Source organism: Streptomyces sp. NPDC086777 (assembly GCF_040702065.1).
In the GTDB taxonomy this organism is placed as follows: Bacteria; Actinomycetota; Actinomycetes; order Streptomycetales; family Streptomycetaceae; genus Streptomyces.
The window spans coordinates 1-18,541 of sequence record NZ_JBFBJI010000079.1 but is presented as its reverse complement, the minus strand read 5'-3'; the positions used below and the strand labels follow the sequence as shown (position 1 = coordinate 18,541).

12 protein-coding genes are annotated in these 18,541 nt (G+C 71.3%); 3 read left to right on the top strand and 9 right to left on the bottom strand.

The window, feature by feature from the left end; translation table 11 throughout:
- Positions 1-167 precede the first annotated feature (167 nt).
- The 7 genes from AB0472_RS45515 to pulA form a co-directional block, all read right to left on the bottom strand.
- Positions 168-524 (bottom strand): isomerase, encoded by a 357-nt coding sequence (locus tag AB0472_RS45515; RefSeq protein ID WP_366365545.1) that lies wholly within the window; start codon positions 522-524, stop codon positions 168-170.
- A 40-nt stretch (positions 525-564) separates the two neighbouring features.
- On the bottom strand, positions 565-1,362 hold the full coding sequence (locus AB0472_RS45510; RefSeq protein WP_366365547.1) for an ABC transporter permease: 798 nt from the start codon (positions 1,360-1,362) through the stop codon (positions 565-567).
- A gap of 95 nt (positions 1,363-1,457) precedes the next feature.
- The gene (locus AB0472_RS45505) at positions 1,458-2,561 is read right to left on the bottom strand and encodes an ATP-binding cassette domain-containing protein (protein WP_366365544.1); all 1,104 of its coding nucleotides are present in this window, start codon (positions 2,559-2,561) and stop codon (positions 1,458-1,460) included.
- 107 nt (positions 2,562-2,668) lie between these two features.
- Complete coding sequence (locus tag AB0472_RS45500) at positions 2,669-2,824, bottom strand: VenA family class IV lanthipeptide (RefSeq protein ID WP_362600081.1); 156 nt, start codon at positions 2,822-2,824, stop codon at positions 2,669-2,671.
- 49 nt (positions 2,825-2,873) lie between these two features.
- Complete coding sequence (lanL, locus tag AB0472_RS45495; protein ID WP_366365542.1) at positions 2,874-5,564, bottom strand: class IV lanthionine synthetase LanL; 2,691 nt, start codon at positions 5,562-5,564, stop codon at positions 2,874-2,876.
- Positions 5,565-6,210: 646 nt separating this feature from the next.
- Positions 6,211-7,836: a fused response regulator/phosphatase gene (locus tag AB0472_RS45490; RefSeq protein WP_366365541.1), complete on the bottom strand. Its 1,626-nt coding sequence runs from the start codon at positions 7,834-7,836 to the stop codon at positions 6,211-6,213.
- A gap of 73 nt (positions 7,837-7,909) precedes the next feature.
- Positions 7,910-13,282: a pullulanase-type alpha-1,6-glucosidase gene (gene pulA / locus AB0472_RS45485; RefSeq protein WP_366365539.1), complete on the bottom strand. Its 5,373-nt coding sequence runs from the start codon at positions 13,280-13,282 to the stop codon at positions 7,910-7,912.
- Between the two features lie 189 nt (positions 13,283-13,471).
- Between pulA and AB0472_RS45480 the strand changes: the two genes are divergently transcribed.
- Together AB0472_RS45480 and AB0472_RS45475 are read left to right on the top strand one after the other, a co-directional pair.
- A complete protein-coding gene (locus tag AB0472_RS45480) occupies positions 13,472-15,541 on the top strand; it encodes a carbohydrate-binding module family 20 domain-containing protein (RefSeq protein ID WP_366365538.1) in 2,070 nt (689 codons plus the stop codon).
- Between the two features lie 152 nt (positions 15,542-15,693).
- Entirely contained in the window at positions 15,694-16,284 is a 591-nt protein-coding gene (locus AB0472_RS45475) for a DUF4232 domain-containing protein (RefSeq protein WP_366365537.1), read from the top strand.
- A gap of 119 nt (positions 16,285-16,403) precedes the next feature.
- On the opposite strand, the gene AB0472_RS45470 is transcribed toward AB0472_RS45475, so the two are convergent.
- Complete coding sequence (locus AB0472_RS45470) at positions 16,404-17,180, bottom strand: glucose 1-dehydrogenase (protein ID WP_366365535.1); 777 nt, start codon at positions 17,178-17,180, stop codon at positions 16,404-16,406.
- 86 nt (positions 17,181-17,266) lie between these two features.
- Between AB0472_RS45470 and AB0472_RS45465 the strand changes: the two genes are divergently transcribed.
- Positions 17,267-18,133, top strand: a complete 867-nt coding sequence (locus tag AB0472_RS45465) for a helix-turn-helix transcriptional regulator (protein WP_366365533.1) — start codon at positions 17,267-17,269, stop codon at positions 18,131-18,133.
- Here the strand turns inward: AB0472_RS45465 and AB0472_RS45460 are convergent.
- Positions 18,109-18,541 (bottom strand): alpha amylase C-terminal domain-containing protein (locus AB0472_RS45460; protein ID WP_366365531.1); only part of this gene is annotated, 433 nt, incomplete at its 5' end. The genes AB0472_RS45465 and AB0472_RS45460 overlap by 25 nt on opposite strands.

The window sequence follows — 18,541 nt, the reverse complement described above, 5'->3', positions numbered from 1 at the left end:
TGCCGGCGGGCGGGTGCAGCACCGCCGTGGCTGGCCGCGCAGTTCCCCGCGCCCCTGACGGGGCGTTGCCCGACCGCCGCGAAAGGGCCGTGCCCCAAAGGGGCGCGGGGAACTGCGCGGCCAGCCCCCGTGGCGCGGTAGTCGGAGGACTGCCGGCGGCTGCGGACCTAGCCCTCGTACTTCCGGTACGACGGGTCCAGGTCGCGCACCTCGGCCGACGCGTGCAGGACGGCGGCCTCCGGCTTCAGATGCTCGCGGAGCAGCTCCAGCGTCGTCTCGGTCAGCTTCGCCTTCGTCTCGTCGGTGCGCCCGGCCAGCAGACCGAACGTCACGTGGACGATGACGTGCGCCCCGTCGGTGTCGTAGCCGTAGGCGGTCTCGTCGGCGGCGCGGAACAGGGTCTTGCAGGCCTCGGGCTTGGCCGCCGCGATCTCGACCACGGCACGGTGCAGGGCCGCGGCGAAACCTTGCCGGTCGAAGGCGGGGCCCGCGGTGGCGGTGTAGTCGACGGTGATCTGCGGCATGAGGACTCCTGTTCTGCGGCGACTGGGCCCAGCCTAGGTCTCATTCGGGGCGGCCGAAGCGGCGGGCCGCCCAGAGCAGGGCGAGGACCCCGCCCGCCAGCAGGAGGGCGCCCTCCAGGAGCACGGGAGGCTGCCGGCCGAACCACTCGATGCCGGCGGTGGTCGCCCGGCCCGGTACCCGTGCCGCGATGCAGCGGCGGAGCAGGTCCACTCCGTAGGCGAGCGGATCGAGGGCGACCAGCGTGCGGACCCAGCCCGGCAGGTTCGCCGTCGGGAAGAAGCCGCCGGAGAGGAACAGCAGCGGCATCATCACCAGGCCCAGCAGCATCTGGAAGATCTCGGGCCGCTCCAGGCTCACGGCCAGCAGCAGGGACAGGGCCGTGATGGTGAAGGAGGCCAGGACCAGGGCGGCGAGGAGCAGTGTCAGCAGAAGCGGGTCGTAGGGCAGGCCGACGGTGCCGGCCAGGCCGAGCAGGACGGCGCCCTGGACCGTCGAGACGAGGGTGCCGCCGGCGCAGCTGCCGAGGAGGAGGGTGGGCCGGCTGACCGGGGCCATCAGGAGTTCGCGCAGGTATCCGCTCTGCCGGTCGGTGATCAGGCGGATACCGACGACGATGGCCGGCGCCTGCACCGTCATGATCAGCATGCCCGGGAAGAGATAGGCCTGGTAGCCGACGCCCAGCGAGGAGTCAGGGACCAGGGCGGCCAGCCCGCCCCCCAGGACGAAGAGGTAGAGCACCGGCTGCAGCAGCATCAGCGCGGTGTGGACGCGCTGGGCCGACAGGCGCAGCAGATCGCGGTGGACCAGGGCGTGGACGGCACGCAGTTCGTGGCGCAGGCGGGTCCCCGGCTCACGGTCGCCGCCGGGGTCGTCGGGGGGGACGGGGGTGTCGGGGGTGCCGGGGGTGTCCGAGGCCGGGAGGGCGGATGCGGTCACGGGGCCTCCTCGGTCGCGGCCGCGGGGGCGGCCGGTGTCCGGTGGGAGCTGGGGACGTGGATGCTGCGGCCGGTGTGGTGGAAGAAGACGTCGTCGAGCGTCGGCGGCGTCGCGGACGCGGCGTGCACCGCGATGCCCTGACCGGCCAGCGCCCCGCACAGACGGGGAATCCAGGCGCTGCCGTCGGGCAGCCGCAGGGACACCCCGTCGGCGTCCTGGGTGACGGCGAGGCCCGGCGGCACGGTCCGGCCCACGACCCGTCGTGCCGAGGCGTCGTCGTCGGTGCGCAGCACCACCCGGTCGTCCCCGATCGCGGCCTTGAGCCCGAGGGGCGTGCCCCGGGCCACCAGCCGGCCGTGGTCGATGATGCCGAGGCGGTCGCAGTTCTCCGCCTCCTCCAGGTAGTGGGTGGTGACGAAGACGGTGCAGCCGTACCGGTCGCGCAGCAGCCGCAGGTGCTCCCAGACCTGGGCGCGGGCGTGCGGGTCGAGTCCGGTGGTCGGCTCGTCGAGGAAGAGCACCCGAGGGGCGTGCAGCAGGCCGCGGGCGAGTTCCAGACGGCGGCGCATGCCGCCGGACAGGGTGCGGACCGGGGAACGCCGCCGGTCGGCCAGTCCGACCGTGTCGAGCATCTCGGTGACACGCAGGCGGGCGTGGCGCCGGCGCAGTCCGTAGAGGCGGGCGTGGATGTGCAGGTTCTGTTCGGCCGTCAGGTCCGGGTCCAGGGCGCTGTGCTGGAAGAGCATCCCGACCGCCGCGCGTACCCGGTCCGGCCGGCCGAGCACGTCGGCGCCCGCCACCGTGGCGTGTCCGGCGGTGGGGCGGGCCAGCGCGCACAGCAGGGCGAGGGTGGTGGACTTCCCCGCCCCGTTGGGGCCGAGGAACGCGAAGGTCTCGCCCTCGAACACGTCCAGGTCCAGGCCGCGAACGGCGTGGGTGGTGGTTCCGTCCGGGCCCGGGTAGCTCTTGACCAGGCCGCGCGTGCTGATGGCGTACGCGCGCCGGGCCGCGCGCGGCGCGGTGTCCGGGTGCGGGCTCGGCTCGGCGGCGGTCGGCGTGGGCGTCCTGGTGCGGGCGTCGTCACCGGCGGGTGGCTGCATGGTCGGGTCCTCGTCCACGGGGGTGTCTTCCGCGGGCCTGCCGTCCGCAGCGGCCCCGGCTCCGGCCGGTGGCCGCCCGAGGGCGGCCACCGGCCGGAGGTTCTCGGCTACGCGCAGCTGATGCCGACGCAGACCGTGTTGAGCAGCGTCAGCAGGCCGACGCACGCGCAGGTCCCGGAGTACGACGCGCCGTCGAAGTCGACCGGGTCGGTCTCCGGAAGGGCGTGCAGTTCGGCCAGCAGCTCAAGGGCCTGGTTCTCCATGACATTCTCCTTCTGTGAGCGGTTAGCGGCAGGGGGGTTTTCCTGCCGCTCAGCCCGGCTGCTGGACAGTCCAGTGCCGGGAGTCGGTGTGGCGGGTCCTCAGGAGGAACGCCAGGATTCCCGCGGACCCGTCGCTCCAGCTCGTCGAGACGTCCCCGTACTCGTTGGGGAAGACGACGTGGGCCGCGCGGTGGGCGCGTTCGGAGACGATGAGGCGGGCCAGGTCCGCGGCCATCGCCCGGTAGGCGGGCTCCCCGGTGGCGTCGGCCATGTCGAGGAGGAAGTCGCCGTTGCCCGCCAGCCCGTGGCACTGGGTGAGGGCGGCCCGGGAGGCGCGTTCCACGACGGCGTGCACGGCGCCGCGGGCGAGATCGCCGAATCGTTTGTCCCCGGTCCGCTGCCAGAGCCGGACCAGGAAGGAGCCGATGCCCGCCGAACCGTGGCACCAGTACGGTGCCGTGGGCGGGTCCGTGGCCTGGGCCGGCCACTGGGCCGCCCGGCCGACCAGCACGGCGTTGGCCACCAGGTGCTCTCCCGCCGCGACGGCCAGCTCCAGGTGTTCCGGCCGGCCGGAGACGGCGGCGGCGGTGAGGAGGAAGCTGCCGATGCCGGCCGTTCCGTGCGCGAAGCCCAGGTAGCGTTTGCCGGCCTCCTCGGAGACGGCTTCCGCGGGGACGGGCCAGCTCACTCCGGACGGTTCGGGCTGTGCGGCGGCGGCCAGCCGGTCGGCCGCGTCGACGACCAGTTCGGCCAGGCGCGGGTCGCCGGTACGGCGCCACAGGTGGGCGGCGGCGAGTCCGCTGCCCGCGCCGCCGTGGGTGATGTCGTGACTGGGCGTCGGTTCCAGCGGTGCCAGTGCCAGGGCGAGCGCGTGGTTGGTGAGCGTGCGGTCGGCGACCACCCGTCCCGCGTCGTACAGCGCCCAGGCGATCCCGCGGCCGCCGAAGTGCAGGCCCGGCCGGATGGAGCGGGTGTCGGTACGGGCGACGATCCAGCTGCCCGCGGTGGAGATCAGGTCCGGCAGGCGGGGGTCGCCGGTGAGCTCGAAGTACCGTGTCAGGACCGCCAGTACGCCTGCCGCGCCCTGCTGCACGGTGCAGGGGTCGGTCTCCCCGGCCATGGTGGACACGGGCCACAGCCGCCGGTCGTCGTGCGGGGTCATCGAATCGACGAGGTGGTCCACCATCCCGGTGACCGCGGCCTGCGGCCCCGTGTCCGGATCATCCGGACCGGCCGGACCGGCCGTTCGGGGCGGCCCGGCGGTGGTCCGCCCCGGCCGCGCCGGGTCCGCGCCGCGCAGCGCCGTACGCGCCCTGGCGGGATCCCAGCGGTCGCCCGGCCCGTCCTTCGTCAGTTCGAGGATCATCTCGCGCAGGCCGTCCGGAAGCCGCAACGTTTCGTCGCAGGCGGCGAGCCACTCGGCGAACCGCTGCTCGGCGGTCCTGGCGGCCGGTTCCTCGGGCAGCAGGTTCGGTACCTTCCCGGCGAGCACGAAGCACACGGTGGCGCCGAGGCTGTAGTAGTCGGCCGTCGGGGAGACCGGGGCGTCCGCCAGCCGCTCGGGGGCGCTGAAGCCCGGGGTCCCGACCCGGGTCGGGAGCGGGACGTCGTCCTCGAGGACGGCGAGCTCCAGGTCGATGAGGCGCAGTTCGCCGTCGGGGCGGACCATGACGTTGCCGGGGGTGAAGTCGCGGAGGACGCAGCCGTGGGCATGGGCCGCCGCGACCAGTTCCACCAGGCGCCCGGCCTGGGCGAGCGCGTCCGCCCGGTAGCGTTCGCCGCCGACGTCGCGGAAGCGTTCGGCGACCCAGGTGCGCAGGGGTACGCCCGGCACTTCCTCCTGGGCGAGGAACAGGTGCCCGCCCGTCTCGAACATCGCGAGCGGCTCCGGCGCGAGCCCCGTGCCCTTGAGCTTCTCCAGCGTCCTCGCCTCGGCCCGCAGCCAGTCACGGACGTCGGAGCCGGCGGCGTCGCCCTCGACGTGCGGCCGGGCCTCCTTGATCACCACGGGTGCGCCCGTGGTGACGTCGGTGCCCCGGTAGACACCGCCCTTGTTGGTGTGCCGGATCGCCTCCCGTACCGAGAAGCGGCCGCCGAGCAGCACCGGGCCGGGTGCCGTCCTCTCCTTTCGCGGTGGCAGTGGCACCGGGGCGGGAAAGGGGCTGACCGCCCAGGGGGGCGGGGAATACCGCCCCGTGCGTTTGTCCTCCACGGGATTGCCGTCGGGGTCCTCGATGAACCACACCAGCAGGCCCTGTTCCGAAAGCCGCCGCCGGCCGACGAAGGCACCGTAGCGGTAGTGCACCAGGCTGTTGGGGGCATATGGCTGGTCGGACAGGATCCGGGGGCCGGCCAGTCCCGCCGTGGCCTCGTGCAGCGCCAGCGCCAGTCGTGCGGCATCGGCGTCGGAGGACGGGTACACGGTGATGAACTTGCCCGAGCTTCCTCGTGGCGTGGCACGGGAATTGAGCGCGCCCACCTGTTCGAGCGACCGGACGAACTTGAATCCCGATTCCTCGCGCAACAGCACGTCCAGCGCCTTCTCGAGCACTTCCGGCGCGGAGGCGGCCGTCGCCGACACATGCAATTTCCAGCCCTGCCGACGTCGCATGCCGGACTGGTGTGTGAGGCGGCACCACATCTCGTCCGCGTCGGTCGTCCAACGCGCGCCGGCACCTGTGGTCTGTAACGCGCGGCTGAGTAGAATTCCGAGATCGACTCCGGTTGCATGGCTCGTCATACGTGTCCCTCTCACCGGCGAGAACCGCTGGTTGGAATTTCTCTTCGGCGAGAAGAAACGTACAACAGCCGCCTGCCGGACGTCACTTGATTCAGTGAGCGCACGGTGTTGCACCGGCAATGGACGGCGCAGTCCGGCGCGAACGGAGGCGTATGAATGTCGGCGTTCCGGAAAATAATCCACGCGTTCGACGGCATCTCGGCCCGCACCCGAGAAAAAGAAACCGTGTGCACCAATTAACTCTGAATCAAATCGCGGTGATAGGGAGAGATTCAGGGGACCCATGGCTGCCCGCCGACCTCAACTCTCCCAGCGAATCCCGCGCACAGGACGGCAAGGAGGTCCGTATACGCCCCCATTGGCCGCCGTCCCATGAATTCGATCTAGCGGCGAATCGAGCACGAGTAGTGACAGCCATGGCCATAGCGAACGCAATCGCCGCGGAATATCCCGTGCCGTTTCCCGCCTGCTTTTCGAATCCGCTCGCTTGCGCCCGGTTCTGCCCGATTCCGTCGTGCCGGCCGCCGGCCTGCGGCGACCCGCCACCTCACATCCGGTGCGCACAAGGCACGTTGGCGGGCCCCGACGAATGCCGGGGGGAATGCCGGCGGGGCGCCGCGGGCGGCTGTCGGCGGCGAGACGGCCGCTAGTTGGACAGGCTCAGCGCGAGCAGTGCGATGTCGTCCTCGCGGTCCCGGCCGAAGCAGGCCAGCAGGGTGTCGCACAGGGCCTCGAGGCCGGGCAGGGCGCCGCCGGCGGCGGCCCTGAGGTGCTCCATGGAGACCGCGAGGTCGGTGCCGCGGGTCTCGACGAGGCCGTCGGTGACCATGAGGAGCCGGTCCGTCGGCGCGAGGACCACCTCGGTGGGCGGCGGGTGCGGCAGGCCCACCCCGAGCAGCGGACCGGACGCTTTGACGTACTCCGCGCTGCCGTCCTCGCCCAGTATCAGCGGCGGGATGTGCCCGGCGTTGGCGATCCGGGTGCGCCCGGTGCGCGGATCGATCAGGGCGAGGCAGACGGTGGCCGTGACCTCGGCGTGGTAGTGCTGGAGCAGCTTGTCGAGCCGTTCGGCGAGGGCGGCCGGGTCGCTCTCGGTGAGGCAGTAGGCGCGCAGCGCGTGCCGCAGCTCGACCATGACGGTGGCCGCGTCCAGCGAGTGCCCCACGACGTCCCCGACCGCGGTGAGCACGCCGTCGCCGACCCGCAGCGCGGCGTAGAAGTCGCCGCCGATCTCGGTCTCCTGGGAGGCGGGCTCGTACCGTACCGCTATGTCGACGCCCGGCAGGTCGGGCAGCTGGTGCGGGCGGGGCAGGAAGCTGTGCTGGAGGGTGAGCGCGACGTGCCGCTCCACCTGGTACATGAGCAGCGGCTCGGCGGCGAGCGCGGTGGCCTGGGCCAGCTGGGCCAGCAGCGCCTCGCCCTCGGGGCCGACCCGGCGCAGGCCGCGGGTGGGCGTGGCCAGACAGACCGGTGCCTTGCCGTCCTGGGTGAGGACCAGCGCCAGCCGGGCGTCGTGCTGCACCCCGGGCCGGAAGAACCCGGCGGGCCACAGCGGCGACTCCACAGTGGTGATCCGCACCCCGGACTGCCCCCGGGTGAGCCGGCGCAGCAGGTCGCGCACGGTCCGGTGGGCGTCCTCGCCGGGCAGCACGAGGGAGGTGCGCTCCCGGTACAGGCCCCGGTACAGCTCGTCGTCCTGGTCGAGGACGAAGACGGCGGCGGGGCAGCCGAGGAGCCGGGCGGCGCCGTCCGCCGCGGCGTCGGCGAGTTCGTGCAGCGACCGGGCCGCCTGGATGGTGACGATGGTCTCCGACAGCAGCCGCAGCCGTCGTACCAGCGCCTGGTCGTCGGCGCGCAGCCGGGCGGCGCGGACCGCGGACCGGACCGCGGCCTCGATGTCCGCCGGCTCGGCGGGCATCGTCAGAAAGGCCTCGGCCCCCGCCTCCAGCCCCGGGCAGCGGTCTTCGGGCAGGGCGGAGAGCGCGGCGGAGAAGTGCACGACGGGCAGCCCGGCCATGTGCGGCCGCTCCCTGAGCCGGCGGCACAGCTCGAAGCCGCTCATGTCCGGCAGGTGCACGTCGATGAGGGCCACGTCGGGCAGGCGGCCCTTGCGCCGCCGTACGTCGAGCTCGCCGAGCGCCTCACGGCCGCCGGTCACCGCGACGACCTCGTGGCCGGCCCGGCGCAGCACGGTGCCGATCGCGTACCGGTTCGCGGCGGTGTCGTCGACGACCAGCACGATCGCGTCTGTCAGCTTGCCGTTGACGTCCATACTCCCAGCCCCTGGACAACGCCGGTGGGGCGGAACCCGGTCCCGGGCCCGCCCCACCGACTTGAGGCCACGGTCACTTGGTCCGGGAGAACACCGCCACCGTGCGGCCCGGAACCTCGAACGTACCCGTTTCCCGCTGGTACGAAGCCGACTTGACGACGGAGTCCGTGCCCGAGGCCTGCACCGGGTGCAGCCGGTAACCGGTTCCGGCCAGGGTGCCCACCCGCTGCTCCTGCCGCTCGGGGCTCGCGTTGAACACGACGACCAGGTCACCCAGTTCCATGGTGATCACCCCGGGCGTCTCGTCCGTCCCGGACAGCGGGAAGGAGAGCTGCGACTGCACCCGCGCGGCCGTGCCCAGCGAGAACGCCCTGTCGGTCGTACGGATCCGCAGCAGGTCCCGGTAGGCGGCCGAGGCCCCGTCGATCTGCGGGCAGCCGACCTTCACCGAGGTCAGCAGCGGCCTGGCCCAGGACCACTTGGACTGGTTGTCGGCGGCCGTCGGGAGCCCGCGGCCGAAGCCGTTGCCGTCGGCGCAGTTCCAGTGGACGGCGTTGAACCAGTCGCCGCTGTCGAAGGAGTTGCGGTCCAGGGACTTGGAGCGCAGCAGGTCGGTGCCGGCCTGGGAGAGCGAGGGCCCCTGCGACAGGGCGGCCGTGGCCATCGCCAGGACCTGCATCCGGGCCCGGTCGGACGCGGAGGTGCCGGCCGGCAGCTTGTAGGTCAGCGCGTCGAACAGCGACTCGTTGTCGTGCGCGTCGACATAGGCGAGGGCGTCGCCGGGTGCGTCTGCGTATCCGGCGGGCGAGCCGTTGTAGTCGATCCCGGCGCCGGTGACCTCCTTGCCGTCGCTGTCGGTGAACCGGTACGTGGCGAGGTTTCCGGTCAGCCCGACCTTGATCAGGTCCTGGTAGTGCAGCAGCCGGGCCTTCTGCTCGGCCTCGGTGCCGTTGGCGGTGGAGGAGTTGGGGTCGGTGTAGAGGCCGGAGGCGAAGCCCTGGATGCCGGGGTCGTCGTCGAAGGGGCTGCCGCCGCGTACGGCGTCCCGGGCCCGGTCGGAGAAGGTGGCGATGCCGGTGCCGGCCATGTTCTGCTGCGTGGCCTGCACGAACCGGGCGTCGTTGGCGACCTCGCCGAAGTTCCAGCCCTCGCCGTACAGGATGATCTTCTTGCCGTCGACGCCGTCTTTCTTCGGGGTCAGCGCGTCGAGTGCCTTGCGCACGGCCAGGATGTTGGCCTTCGGGTGGTGTCCCATCAGGTCGAAGCGGAACCCGTCGACCTTGTACTCCTTCGCCCAGGTGACGATCGAGTCCACCACCAGCTTGCCCATCATGGCGTTCTCGGGCGCGGTGTTGGCGCAGCAGGTGCTGTTGGCGACGCTGCCGTCGGCGAGCAGCCGCTGGTAGTAGCCGGGCACGATCCGGTCGAGGACGCTGGTGTCCGCCTCACCGGCGGCCGCGGTGTGGTTGTAGACGACGTCCATGACGACCCGCAGCCCGTCCTGGTTCAGGGACTTGACCATCTTCCGGAACTGCACGGTACGCGCGGTGCCGTCCGGATCGGTGGCGTAGGAGCCCTCGGGGACCGTGAAGTGGTACGGGTCGTAACCCCAGTTGTAGGCGTCCTTCGCGGCCGCCGCGGAGACGCAGGCCTGCTGCTGGTCGGAGTCGGCCGGGTAGGAGGCGAGATCGCAGTCGGGGCTCGCCTGGTCGGCCTTCTTCTCCGGCACGGTCGCGAAGTCGAACACCGGGAGCAGATGGACGTACGAAGTCCCGGCCTCGGCGAGGGCCCTGAGGTGCTTGGAGCCGTCGCTGTTCCTGTCGGTGAACGCGAGGTACGTGCCCCGGTCGGCGGCCGGGACCGTGGCGTCGGCCACCGAGAAGTCCCGGACGTGCAGCTCCTGGATCTGTGCGTCCTTCATCGGTACGGCCTTGGGCTTGCTGTACGTCGACCAGCCGCCCGGAGCCAGGGACCTGTCGTTGAGGTCGACGACGAGGCTGCGTCCGGAGTCGGCGGTGAGGGCGACCGAGTAGGGGTCGGTGACCTTGTTGGTGACGACCTTCCGGACGCTGGGCGCCCAGACCTTCACGACGTACCGGTAGGGCTTGTTCTTCCAGGACGCGGGGCCGGTGACGGACCAGACGCCGGTGCCGGGGTCGCGGTGCATCGTCCTGAGCGAGCCGTCGAGTTCGAGGGCGACGCTCTGCGCGGTCGGCGCCCAGACGGAGAGCGTGGGCCTGCCGTGGTGGAAGACCGGGCCGAGGTCCGCCGTCGTCGCCCTGGCGTACACGTCGTCGAGCACCCCGGCGATCTGTACGCCGGTCGCGGCCAGTACCGCACCGTTCGCGGCCCGCTGGGAGGCGACGAGCTGTCCGCCGAGCGCCTCGCGCACCCGGCCGCGGTCGCGCGGGTCGACCGACCAGGCGGTGTAGTCCTTCAGGTACGGGAACCTCGCCTTCTGCGCGTCGGTGAGGGTGGTCCTGGTCAGTCGCAGCCACCGCTCGTCGTCGCTGGTCAGGGTCCCGTCCTTGACGGCGATCGAACCGTCGTGGGAGTACACCAGCTGGGTGGAGACCGCGCCGTCGACGCCGTCCCAGGCGACCGTGTCCCGGTCGATCCAGACCGCCTTGGAGGTGGCCAGGTCGAGCGCGGCCGCGCTGCCGGCGGGCTGCGGGAGCAGGTACTTCTCCTGGCCGTTCAACAGCCACACCTCGTAGCCGTTGGACTTGAGGTCGAGTGACTGGTCGGCGGAGAGATCCTTCTCGTCGCCCTTGTGGATGATGTAGCTGAGGCTGGTGGCACCCTCGGCGAGCGGTACCTCGAAGACCGCGCCATAGGCGTCGGTCTTCACCGGCTTCAGGGGGCTCGACCAGTCGGTGGGGTCCGCGGCGCCCGTCCAGACGTGCAGGCCCCAGCCGTCGTAGTCGCCGTCGGCACGGTGGTAGTGGATGACCGCCTTGGTGGTGTCCTGCGCGGGGTAGGCATCGGCCGGTCTCGTCGTGAGGACGTCCGCCTTCCCCTGCTCGATCCACACCTCGCCCGTCCTGGTGACGTCGATGGAGCGGTCGGCGGAGACGTCCTTGTCGCCGTCCTTGTCGACGACGAGGAAGCCGACGTTCGTGGCGCCGGGCTTCAGCTTGACGTAGGCGAAGGCGCCGTACGCGTCCCGGCCGGTGAAGGGGTGCCCGGCGGGCCAGGTGGTCGCCTCGCCGTCGGCGAGGTCGCCCCAGGCGTACAGGCTCCAGTCGCCGTAGTCGCCGTCGGTTCGCTTGTAGTGGACGACCGCGTAGTCGCGGGAGGAGGCGGTGGGCGTCTCGGCGGCGGGCGGGGTGCCGGAGGCGCTCTCGGCGAGCGCGCTGCCGGTGTGCCCGGCAGAGTCGACGACGACCGCCTTGTAGCGCAGGGCGGTGCCGGCCGGGACGTCCTTGCCGAGGGTCTGGGTGACCTCGTAGGGGGCGTGGTCGGCGGAGCCGAGGGTGGTCCACCTGCCGTTGCCGACCTGGGCCGCGAAGACGACGCGGTTGAGCTGTCCGCCGGTGACGTCCGCGGTGAGGTCCACGGTGCCGGTGGCGCCGGCGGCCGGGGCCCGGAGGGTGATCGTGGGGGCGGTGGCGGGCCTGGCGAGGGCGCCGGCCGCCTTGTAGACGACGGCGGACTCGGCGGGGACGGTGACGGTCAGCTTCGCCGAGCCGTCGGAGGCGAGGGTGCCGTCGGTGCCGTAGAGCGCCCGGTAGCGCATGCCGGCGGAGCCGGTGGCGAAGGTGGCCTGCTCGGCCGTGCCGGCGTTGTTGAAGGCGACGACGTACTCCTGGCCGGTCTTGGCGTCCGTCCGGGTGAACGCGTAGACGCCGGCGCCGTCGGCCGCGTAGCGCTCGGTCTGGACGCCGTCGGCGAGGGCGGGGTTGTCCCTGCGGAGCTTGCCGAGGGCACTGATCTGCCGGTAGAGCGGTGCGCTCGTGTCGTAGGAGTCGTCGGCGGCGGTCCGGTCGGTGCCGATCTCGTCGTCGTCCAGGTAGTCGGCGACCTTGGACGCGAACATGGTCTGCCGGGCGTCCTTGTCGCCGCCGGAGCCGGTGAAGCCCTGCTCGTCGCCGTAGTAGACGACCGGGTTGCCGCGGCTGAGGAACATCACCTCGTTGGCGAGCCTGTCCTTGGCCAGCAGCTGAGCGTCCGTGGCCTTCGGGTTGTCCTGCTCCAGGAAGTACCCGATCCGGCCCATGTCGTGGTTGCCGAGGAAGGTGACCTGCTCGTAGGCGTTCGCCTTGTCGGTCGTGTACTTGTAGTCGTCGCCGAAGACGCTCGCGAGCTTCTGCGCGCTGCCGCCCTGGGAGGCGTAGGAGCGGGCCGCGTCCTGGAAGGGGAAGTCGAGGGTGGCGTCGAGACGGCCCTGGGTCACGTACGGCGAGGTGACGGACGTGTCGGCGGAGTACGTCTCGCCGAACATGAAGAAGTTCCTACGGCCGTGCTGCGCCGCGTAGGTGTCCAGCGCGGTCGCCCACTGGGTCCAGAACTCCATGTCGACGTTCTTGACGGTGTCGATCCGGAAGCCGTCGATGGCGAAGTCCTTCACCCACCGCTCGTAGATCTTCTCCATGCCGCTGACGACCTCGGGCCGCTCGGTCCACAGGTCGTCCAGGCCGGAGAAGTCCCCGTAGGTCGCGGACTCGCCGGCGAACGTCGAGTCGCCCCGGTTGTGGTACATCGTCGGGTCGTTGAGCCACGACGGCACCTTCGACGTGTCGCCGACGGTCGGGGTGCGCGGGAAGGAGGCGGTGGAGACGGCCGGGAATTTCTTCTTCCCGGCCGCGTAGTCGGCGTCGTCGAAGGGCTGCCCGTCCTTGGTCAGGTAGGGGAAGGCGCCCTTGGAGAGGTAGTCGTAGGACTTCTCCGCGTAGTCGACGACGTCGGCGGTGTGGTTGGTGATGACGTCGAAGAAGACCTTCATGCCCTTGGCGTGCGCCTTGGAGATGAGGGTCTGAAGGTCCTTGTTGGTCCCGAAGTGCGGGTCCACCTGGGTGAAGTCGGTGATCCAGTAACCGTGGTAGCCGGCCGAGGCGTTGCTCCCCGTTCCCTGCACGGGCTTGTTCTTGAAGATCGGGGCCATCCAGATGGCGGTGGTACCGAGCCCCTTGATGTAGTCGAGCCGCTGGGTCAGGCCCTTGAGGTCACCGCCCTGGTAGAAGCCCTTGTCGGTGGGGTCGTAGCCAGTGGAGAGGCGGGAGCCGGTGAGGCCGCCCTTGTCGTTCTTCCTGTCCCCGTTGGCGAAACGGTCCGGCATGACGAAGTAGAACTGCTCGCGGGTGTCGTCGTGCCGGGCGGGCGCGGCGGCGAGCTTCGCGTCGGAGGGCGGGGCGGGCGGGGCGGCGGCGTGTGCGGCGACCGGCTGCACGAGCGCGGCGGCGAGGGCGGCGACGGCGACGGCCGCGACCCGTCTGACATGTATCACCGGCATGAACTCCTAGCGATAGCGGCTCTCTTGGGTCCGACCCCGCGCGACCGTACCGCTAACGAAAGGTTTACAGCAAGAGGCTTGAAACTCACAGCAAGAACTTTCACGAGGCGTATTGACGCGATGTCTCAACTGGCCCACGCTCCGGGGTTGTTGAAGCCTGTCCCTCTTGTTTGGGAGCCGCACATGACCGGACACCGACCCCCGGGTGTCTTCAGACGCACGGCCGTCGCGATTGCCGCGGGCGCCCTGGCACTCGCGGGCGTCGTCGCCCTGCCGGCCACCGCCGCGCAGGCGGACACCACCACCGAGGGCGACGTGATCGCCAACCTCTGGGAATGGAACTGGAACTCGATCGCGTCCGAGTGCACGAACGTGCTCGGCCCGGCCGGGTACGGCGCGGTGCAGGTCGCCCCGCCGTCCGAATCCCTCAAGCAGTCCAGCTACTACTGGTGGGACGTCTACCAGCCCTACTCGTACACCCTGAACAGCCGCTTCGGAACGGCGACGCAGTTCGCCGCGATGGTCACCGCCTGCCACAGCGCGGGCGTGAAGGTCTACACCGACGCGGTCGTCAACCACACGGCCGCGCAGACCGGGACCGGCTACGACGGCACCACGATCACCAACAAGTACGACACCCCGGACTGGGACCCGGGCGACTACCACACCTCCGCCGACTGCCCCACCTCCGACCTGACCATCCAGGACTACTCGAACCTCACCCAGGTCCAGAACTGCGAACTGCTGGGCCTGCCCGACCTCAGGACCGGCGCCGACAACGTCCGTTCGGGCCTCGCCGCCTTCCTCAACAAGCAGATCGCGCTGGGCGTCGACGGCTTCCGGGTGGACTCGGCCAAGCACATCCCGGCCACCGACCTGGCGGCCATCGTCGCCAAGCTGAACACCACCACGTCCGGCGCGGCACCGTACGTCTTCGACGAGGTCTACCCGGGTTCCACCCCGCAGCCCAGCGACTACTACGGCTCCGGTGACGTTCTCGACTTCACGTACGCGAGCAGGATGAAGTCGGCCTTCCAGGGCAACGTCAGCGACCTCTCCTCCCTCTCCGGCAGCGGCATCCTGCCGGCCGCCGACTCGGTGTCCTTCGTGACCAACCACGACACCGAGCGCAACGGCCTGGACATGAGCTACAAGGACGGCGACAGCTACCGGCTCGCCAACCTCTTCGAGCTGGCCTACAAGTGGTCGACACCGACCATCTACTCCAGCTGGCAGTGGACCCAGAGCGACCAGGCGCCGCCGAACTCGTCCGGCTTCGTCACCGACACGGACTGCTCCAACGGCTGGAACTGCCTCGACCGCGACACCGCCGTCGTCGGCATGGTCGCCTGGCACAACGCGGCCGGCAGCGCGGCCGTCTCCGACTGGCAGACCATGTCGTCGAACGTCATCGGCTTCGGCCGCAGCGGCGCCGGCTTCTTCGCCGTCAACAACGGCTCGTCGTCGGCCACCTACACCTTCGCGACGGGCATGGCCGACGGCACGTACTCCGACGTCGTCGACGGCGGCGCCACCACCGTCACCGTCTCCGGCGGCAGCGCGAGCATCACGATCCCCGCGAAGGACGCCGTCGCCTTCTTCAACTCCTCCTACACCTGCACGGTCGGCTGCGACGGCGGCAGCGGCGGCGGCTCCACCTCCACGGTGACCGCGACCTTCAACGAGTACGCGTCCACCACCACCGGCACCGGCGTCTACGTCGTCGGCTCCGTCGACGCCCTGGGCGGCTGGGACACATCGAAGGCGATCCGGCTCTCGTCCTCCGGATACCCGATCTGGTCGGGCGCGGTGAACGTGCCGGTCAACACGTCGTTCACGTACAAGTACGTGAAGAAGGACGCGTCCGGGAACGTCACCTGGGAGTCCAACGCCAACAGGTCGGCCGCGACCACCACCTCGGCGCTCACCCTGGACAACTCCTGGAACGTGGCGAACGCCGACGCCACCGACGTCACCTTCGACGAGTACGCCACCACCGCCTACGGCACCGACGTCTACGTCGTCGGTTCCCTCGCCGCCCTCGGCTCCTGGAACACCGGCGACGCGATCCCGCTGTCGCCGGAGTCGTACCCGACGTGGAGCAAGCTGGTGATCGTCCCGAAGAGCACGGCCTTCACCTACAAGTACGTCAAGAAGGACGGCGCCGGGAACGTGACCTGGGAGTCGGGCACGAACCGGTCGTACACAACGGGTACGTCCTCCGGCTACACGACGAACGACACCTGGAAGTAGTCGAGCGATCGCGGAAAGGTACGGAAATCTCCTGTCGGTGTCCGTGAACAAATCCGGAGAACCGCGCATCTGACCTTGTGCACGGCACACGAAGACGGCGCGGGCCGCATGCCGCGGCCCGCGCCTCAGAGCGCGAGTGGAGCACTGTCACCGTGAACGCACACCGGAAGACCACCGATCCGTCCACCACGACCCGGCACCGTACCGACCGCAGGATCGGCCGTACGGTGCTCGCCGCCGGGGCCGTCGCCGCCCTGGGACTCGCCTGGGCCGGCACCGCCGAGGCCGCGACCCCGAGCACCGCCAAGGCCACGCCCACCTGCTCCGCCGCCGCGCTGAAGGCCACCTTCGGCAGGCAGCTCGCCGGCGGCATGAACCACCAGGGTGTCGTCATCACGCTGCGCAACCTCAGCGGCAGGACCTGTGCGCTGCGCGGCTACCCCGGCCTGGGCCTGGAGAACGCCGCGCACAAGGCGATCACGACCCACACGCACTGGGGCAACACCTGGTACGCCAAGGACCCGGGCAGGAAGACCCTCGTCCTCAAGGACGGCCAGAGCGCCGAGGCCGTCGTCGCCTGGACCCACGCCAACACCGGCACCTCGGGCGCGGTGCACGCCTCCTACCTGGAGATCACGCCGCCCGCCTCGACCAAGCACAAGACGCTGGCGTTCCCCCAGTGGGTCGACCACGCCGACCTCTCCGTGACCGCGCTGGCCAGGCACATCAACGTCAGCGACTGAGCCGCCGGAACAGGCCGTCTTCCGGCTGCGGCGCCGTCGTGGCTGGTCGCGCGGTTCCTCCCCCAGCCCGAGGCCGGGGGACCCCCGGCGCCCCTCACGGGGCGCTTCGCCGGCCCTGCTCAGAGCCGCGCCCCGCCGTCCACCCGCAGGACCGTGCCCGTCACGTAGGACGCGCGGTCGCTGAGGAGCCAGGCGGCGGCCTCGGCGATCTCGACGGGGTCGGCGGTGCGGCCGAGGGGGGTCGTGGACCGCATGCGGTCGATGACGCCGGGGGTCGCCTCCTCCCAGGCGCGGACCATCTCCGTGAGGGTGCCGCCGGGGGCGATCGCGTTGACGCGGATGCCCTCGGGGCCGTAGGTCACGGCGGCCGACTCGGTGAGGCTGTTGACGGCTCGTTTCAGGGCGCCGTAGACCGGGAGCACCGGGTTGGCGCCCAGGCTGCCAACGGACGAGTTGTTGACGATGGCGCCGCCGGAGGCGGTGGCCCGGATGGCCCTGACCTCCTCGGACATGGCGAGCCAGACGCTCTTGAGGTTGACGCCGGTGATGTGGTCGAAGTCGGCCTCGGGGAGTTCGTCCAGGGGACCGGGTTGCTGGATCGTGGCGCCGTTGTTGAAGGCGAGGTCCAGGCGGCCGTAGACCTCCACCGTGCGGTCGACGGCGGCACGGACGCTCGCCGTGTCGGCCAGGTCGCACACCGTGTAGTCCGCGGTGCCGCCGGCCGCGCGGATCTCCTCGGTCACCGTCTTGAGCTGGTCCTCCGTGCGGGCCGCCAGCAGCACCCGGGCGCCCTCGCGGGCGAAGAGCCGGGCGGCTGCCGCGCCGATCCCGCGCCCGGCTCCGCTGATGAAGGCGACCTTGCCGTGCAGCAGGCCTGTGTTCGCTGTGTTCTCCATGGCTTCGAGGCTGCGTCCGGACGCGGGCCCCATCCAGGCACCGGCGGTACCTGGATGGGGCCGGGCGGCCGACGCACACTGGACGCGTGGACAGGCAAGAACTGGCGGCGTTCCTGCGCAGCCGACGTGAACGGATCTCCCCCGCCGACGTGGGGCTGCCGCGCGGTCCGCGCCGCCGGACGCCGGGGCTGCGGCGCGAGGAGGTGGCGCAGCTGGCGTTCATCTCGACGGAGTACTACACGCGCCTTGAGCAGGCGCGGGGGCCACGGCCGTCGCGTGAGGTGCTGGCCGGGCTGGCGCGGGCGCTGCGGCTGTCCGACGCCGAGCGCGGGCATCTGCACCATCTCGCCGGGGCGCCGCCGGGGCCGCCCCCCGGCCCCTCGCGCGAGGTCCGGCAGAGCCTGCTCGACCTGCTGCACCGGCTGCCGCAGGCCGCCGCGTTCGTGACCTCCGCGACCTTCGAGGTGCTGGCCTGGAACGATCTGGCGGCCGCCCTCATGGAGGACTTCTCCGCGCTGCCCCCGCGCGACCGCAACCTGATGCGCCGCGCCTTCCTCACCCCGCGCCCGGCGGGCGGCAGGCTGTACGGGGTGTCGGACGTGGACGCCTTCGCCCGGCTGTCCGCGCAGCGCCTGCGGGCCGCGGCCGGCCGGTACCCCGACTCGCCCGAGGTGACCGGGCTGGTGGCCGAACTCCTCGCCGGGAGCGAGGAGTTCGGGCGGCTGTGGGAGTCGCACGACGTGTCCGCCGAGCCCACCCTGGTCAAGACGTTCCGGCACCCGGTGGTGGGCCCGGTCACCGTGAACTGCGACGCCCTCGACATCACGGACCGGGACCAGCAGGTCGTGATCTACACCGCGGCCCCGGGCTCACGGTCCGAGGAGGCGCTGCGACTGCTGTCGGTGATCGGCACCCAGCGGATGGATCCTCAGCAGGCGGACTTCCCGGCGTAGATCGCGAGGGCGGTGTTCGAGCCCAGGGTGGCGGTGAACCGGCCGCTCGAGTCGACCGTCACCGACGTGTTCGCCTGGACGTTGCAGTACGTCCCGGCCGGCAGCGACGTCTGGTAGGTCCGGGTCAGCGCGCTCGTCTCGTGGTTGATGGCGACGTACCCCTTGGCGCCCCGCCCGAAGGCGATCGCGTCGGCGCCGTCGTCCCACCAGTTCGTCACCGACGTGCCGCGCACCGCGTTACGGAAGGCGACCATGCGGATGATCTCCGGCCAGGCGTGCTGGCACTTCCAGCCGTCCTGCCAGCAGGCGTTGACGACACCGTTGTTCGGCGGTCCGGCGTCGGCGTCGGACCACTCGTAGCCGGAGTTGATGTCCGGGGCGCCGTACGGGTAGGCCAGCATGAAGACG

Coding starts and splice junctions, on each gene's coding strand:
- AB0472_RS45515 (WP_366365545.1), bottom strand. CDS start 524: ATGCCGCAGATCACCGTCGACTACACCGCCACCGCGGGCCCCGCCTTC.
- lanL (WP_366365542.1), bottom strand. CDS start 5,564: ATGACGAGCCATGCAACCGGAGTCGATCTCGGAATTCTACTCAGCCGC.
- AB0472_RS45480 (WP_366365538.1), top strand. CDS start 13,472: ATGACCGGACACCGACCCCCGGGTGTCTTCAGACGCACGGCCGTCGCG.
- AB0472_RS45505 (WP_366365544.1), bottom strand. CDS start 2,561: ATGCAGCCACCCGCCGGTGACGACGCCCGCACCAGGACGCCCACGCCG.
- AB0472_RS45500 (WP_362600081.1), bottom strand. CDS start 2,824: ATGGAGAACCAGGCCCTTGAGCTGCTGGCCGAACTGCACGCCCTTCCG.
- AB0472_RS45490 (WP_366365541.1), bottom strand. CDS start 7,836: ATGGACGTCAACGGCAAGCTGACAGACGCGATCGTGCTGGTCGTCGAC.
- AB0472_RS45470 (WP_366365535.1), bottom strand. CDS start 17,180: ATGGAGAACACAGCGAACACAGGCCTGCTGCACGGCAAGGTCGCCTTC.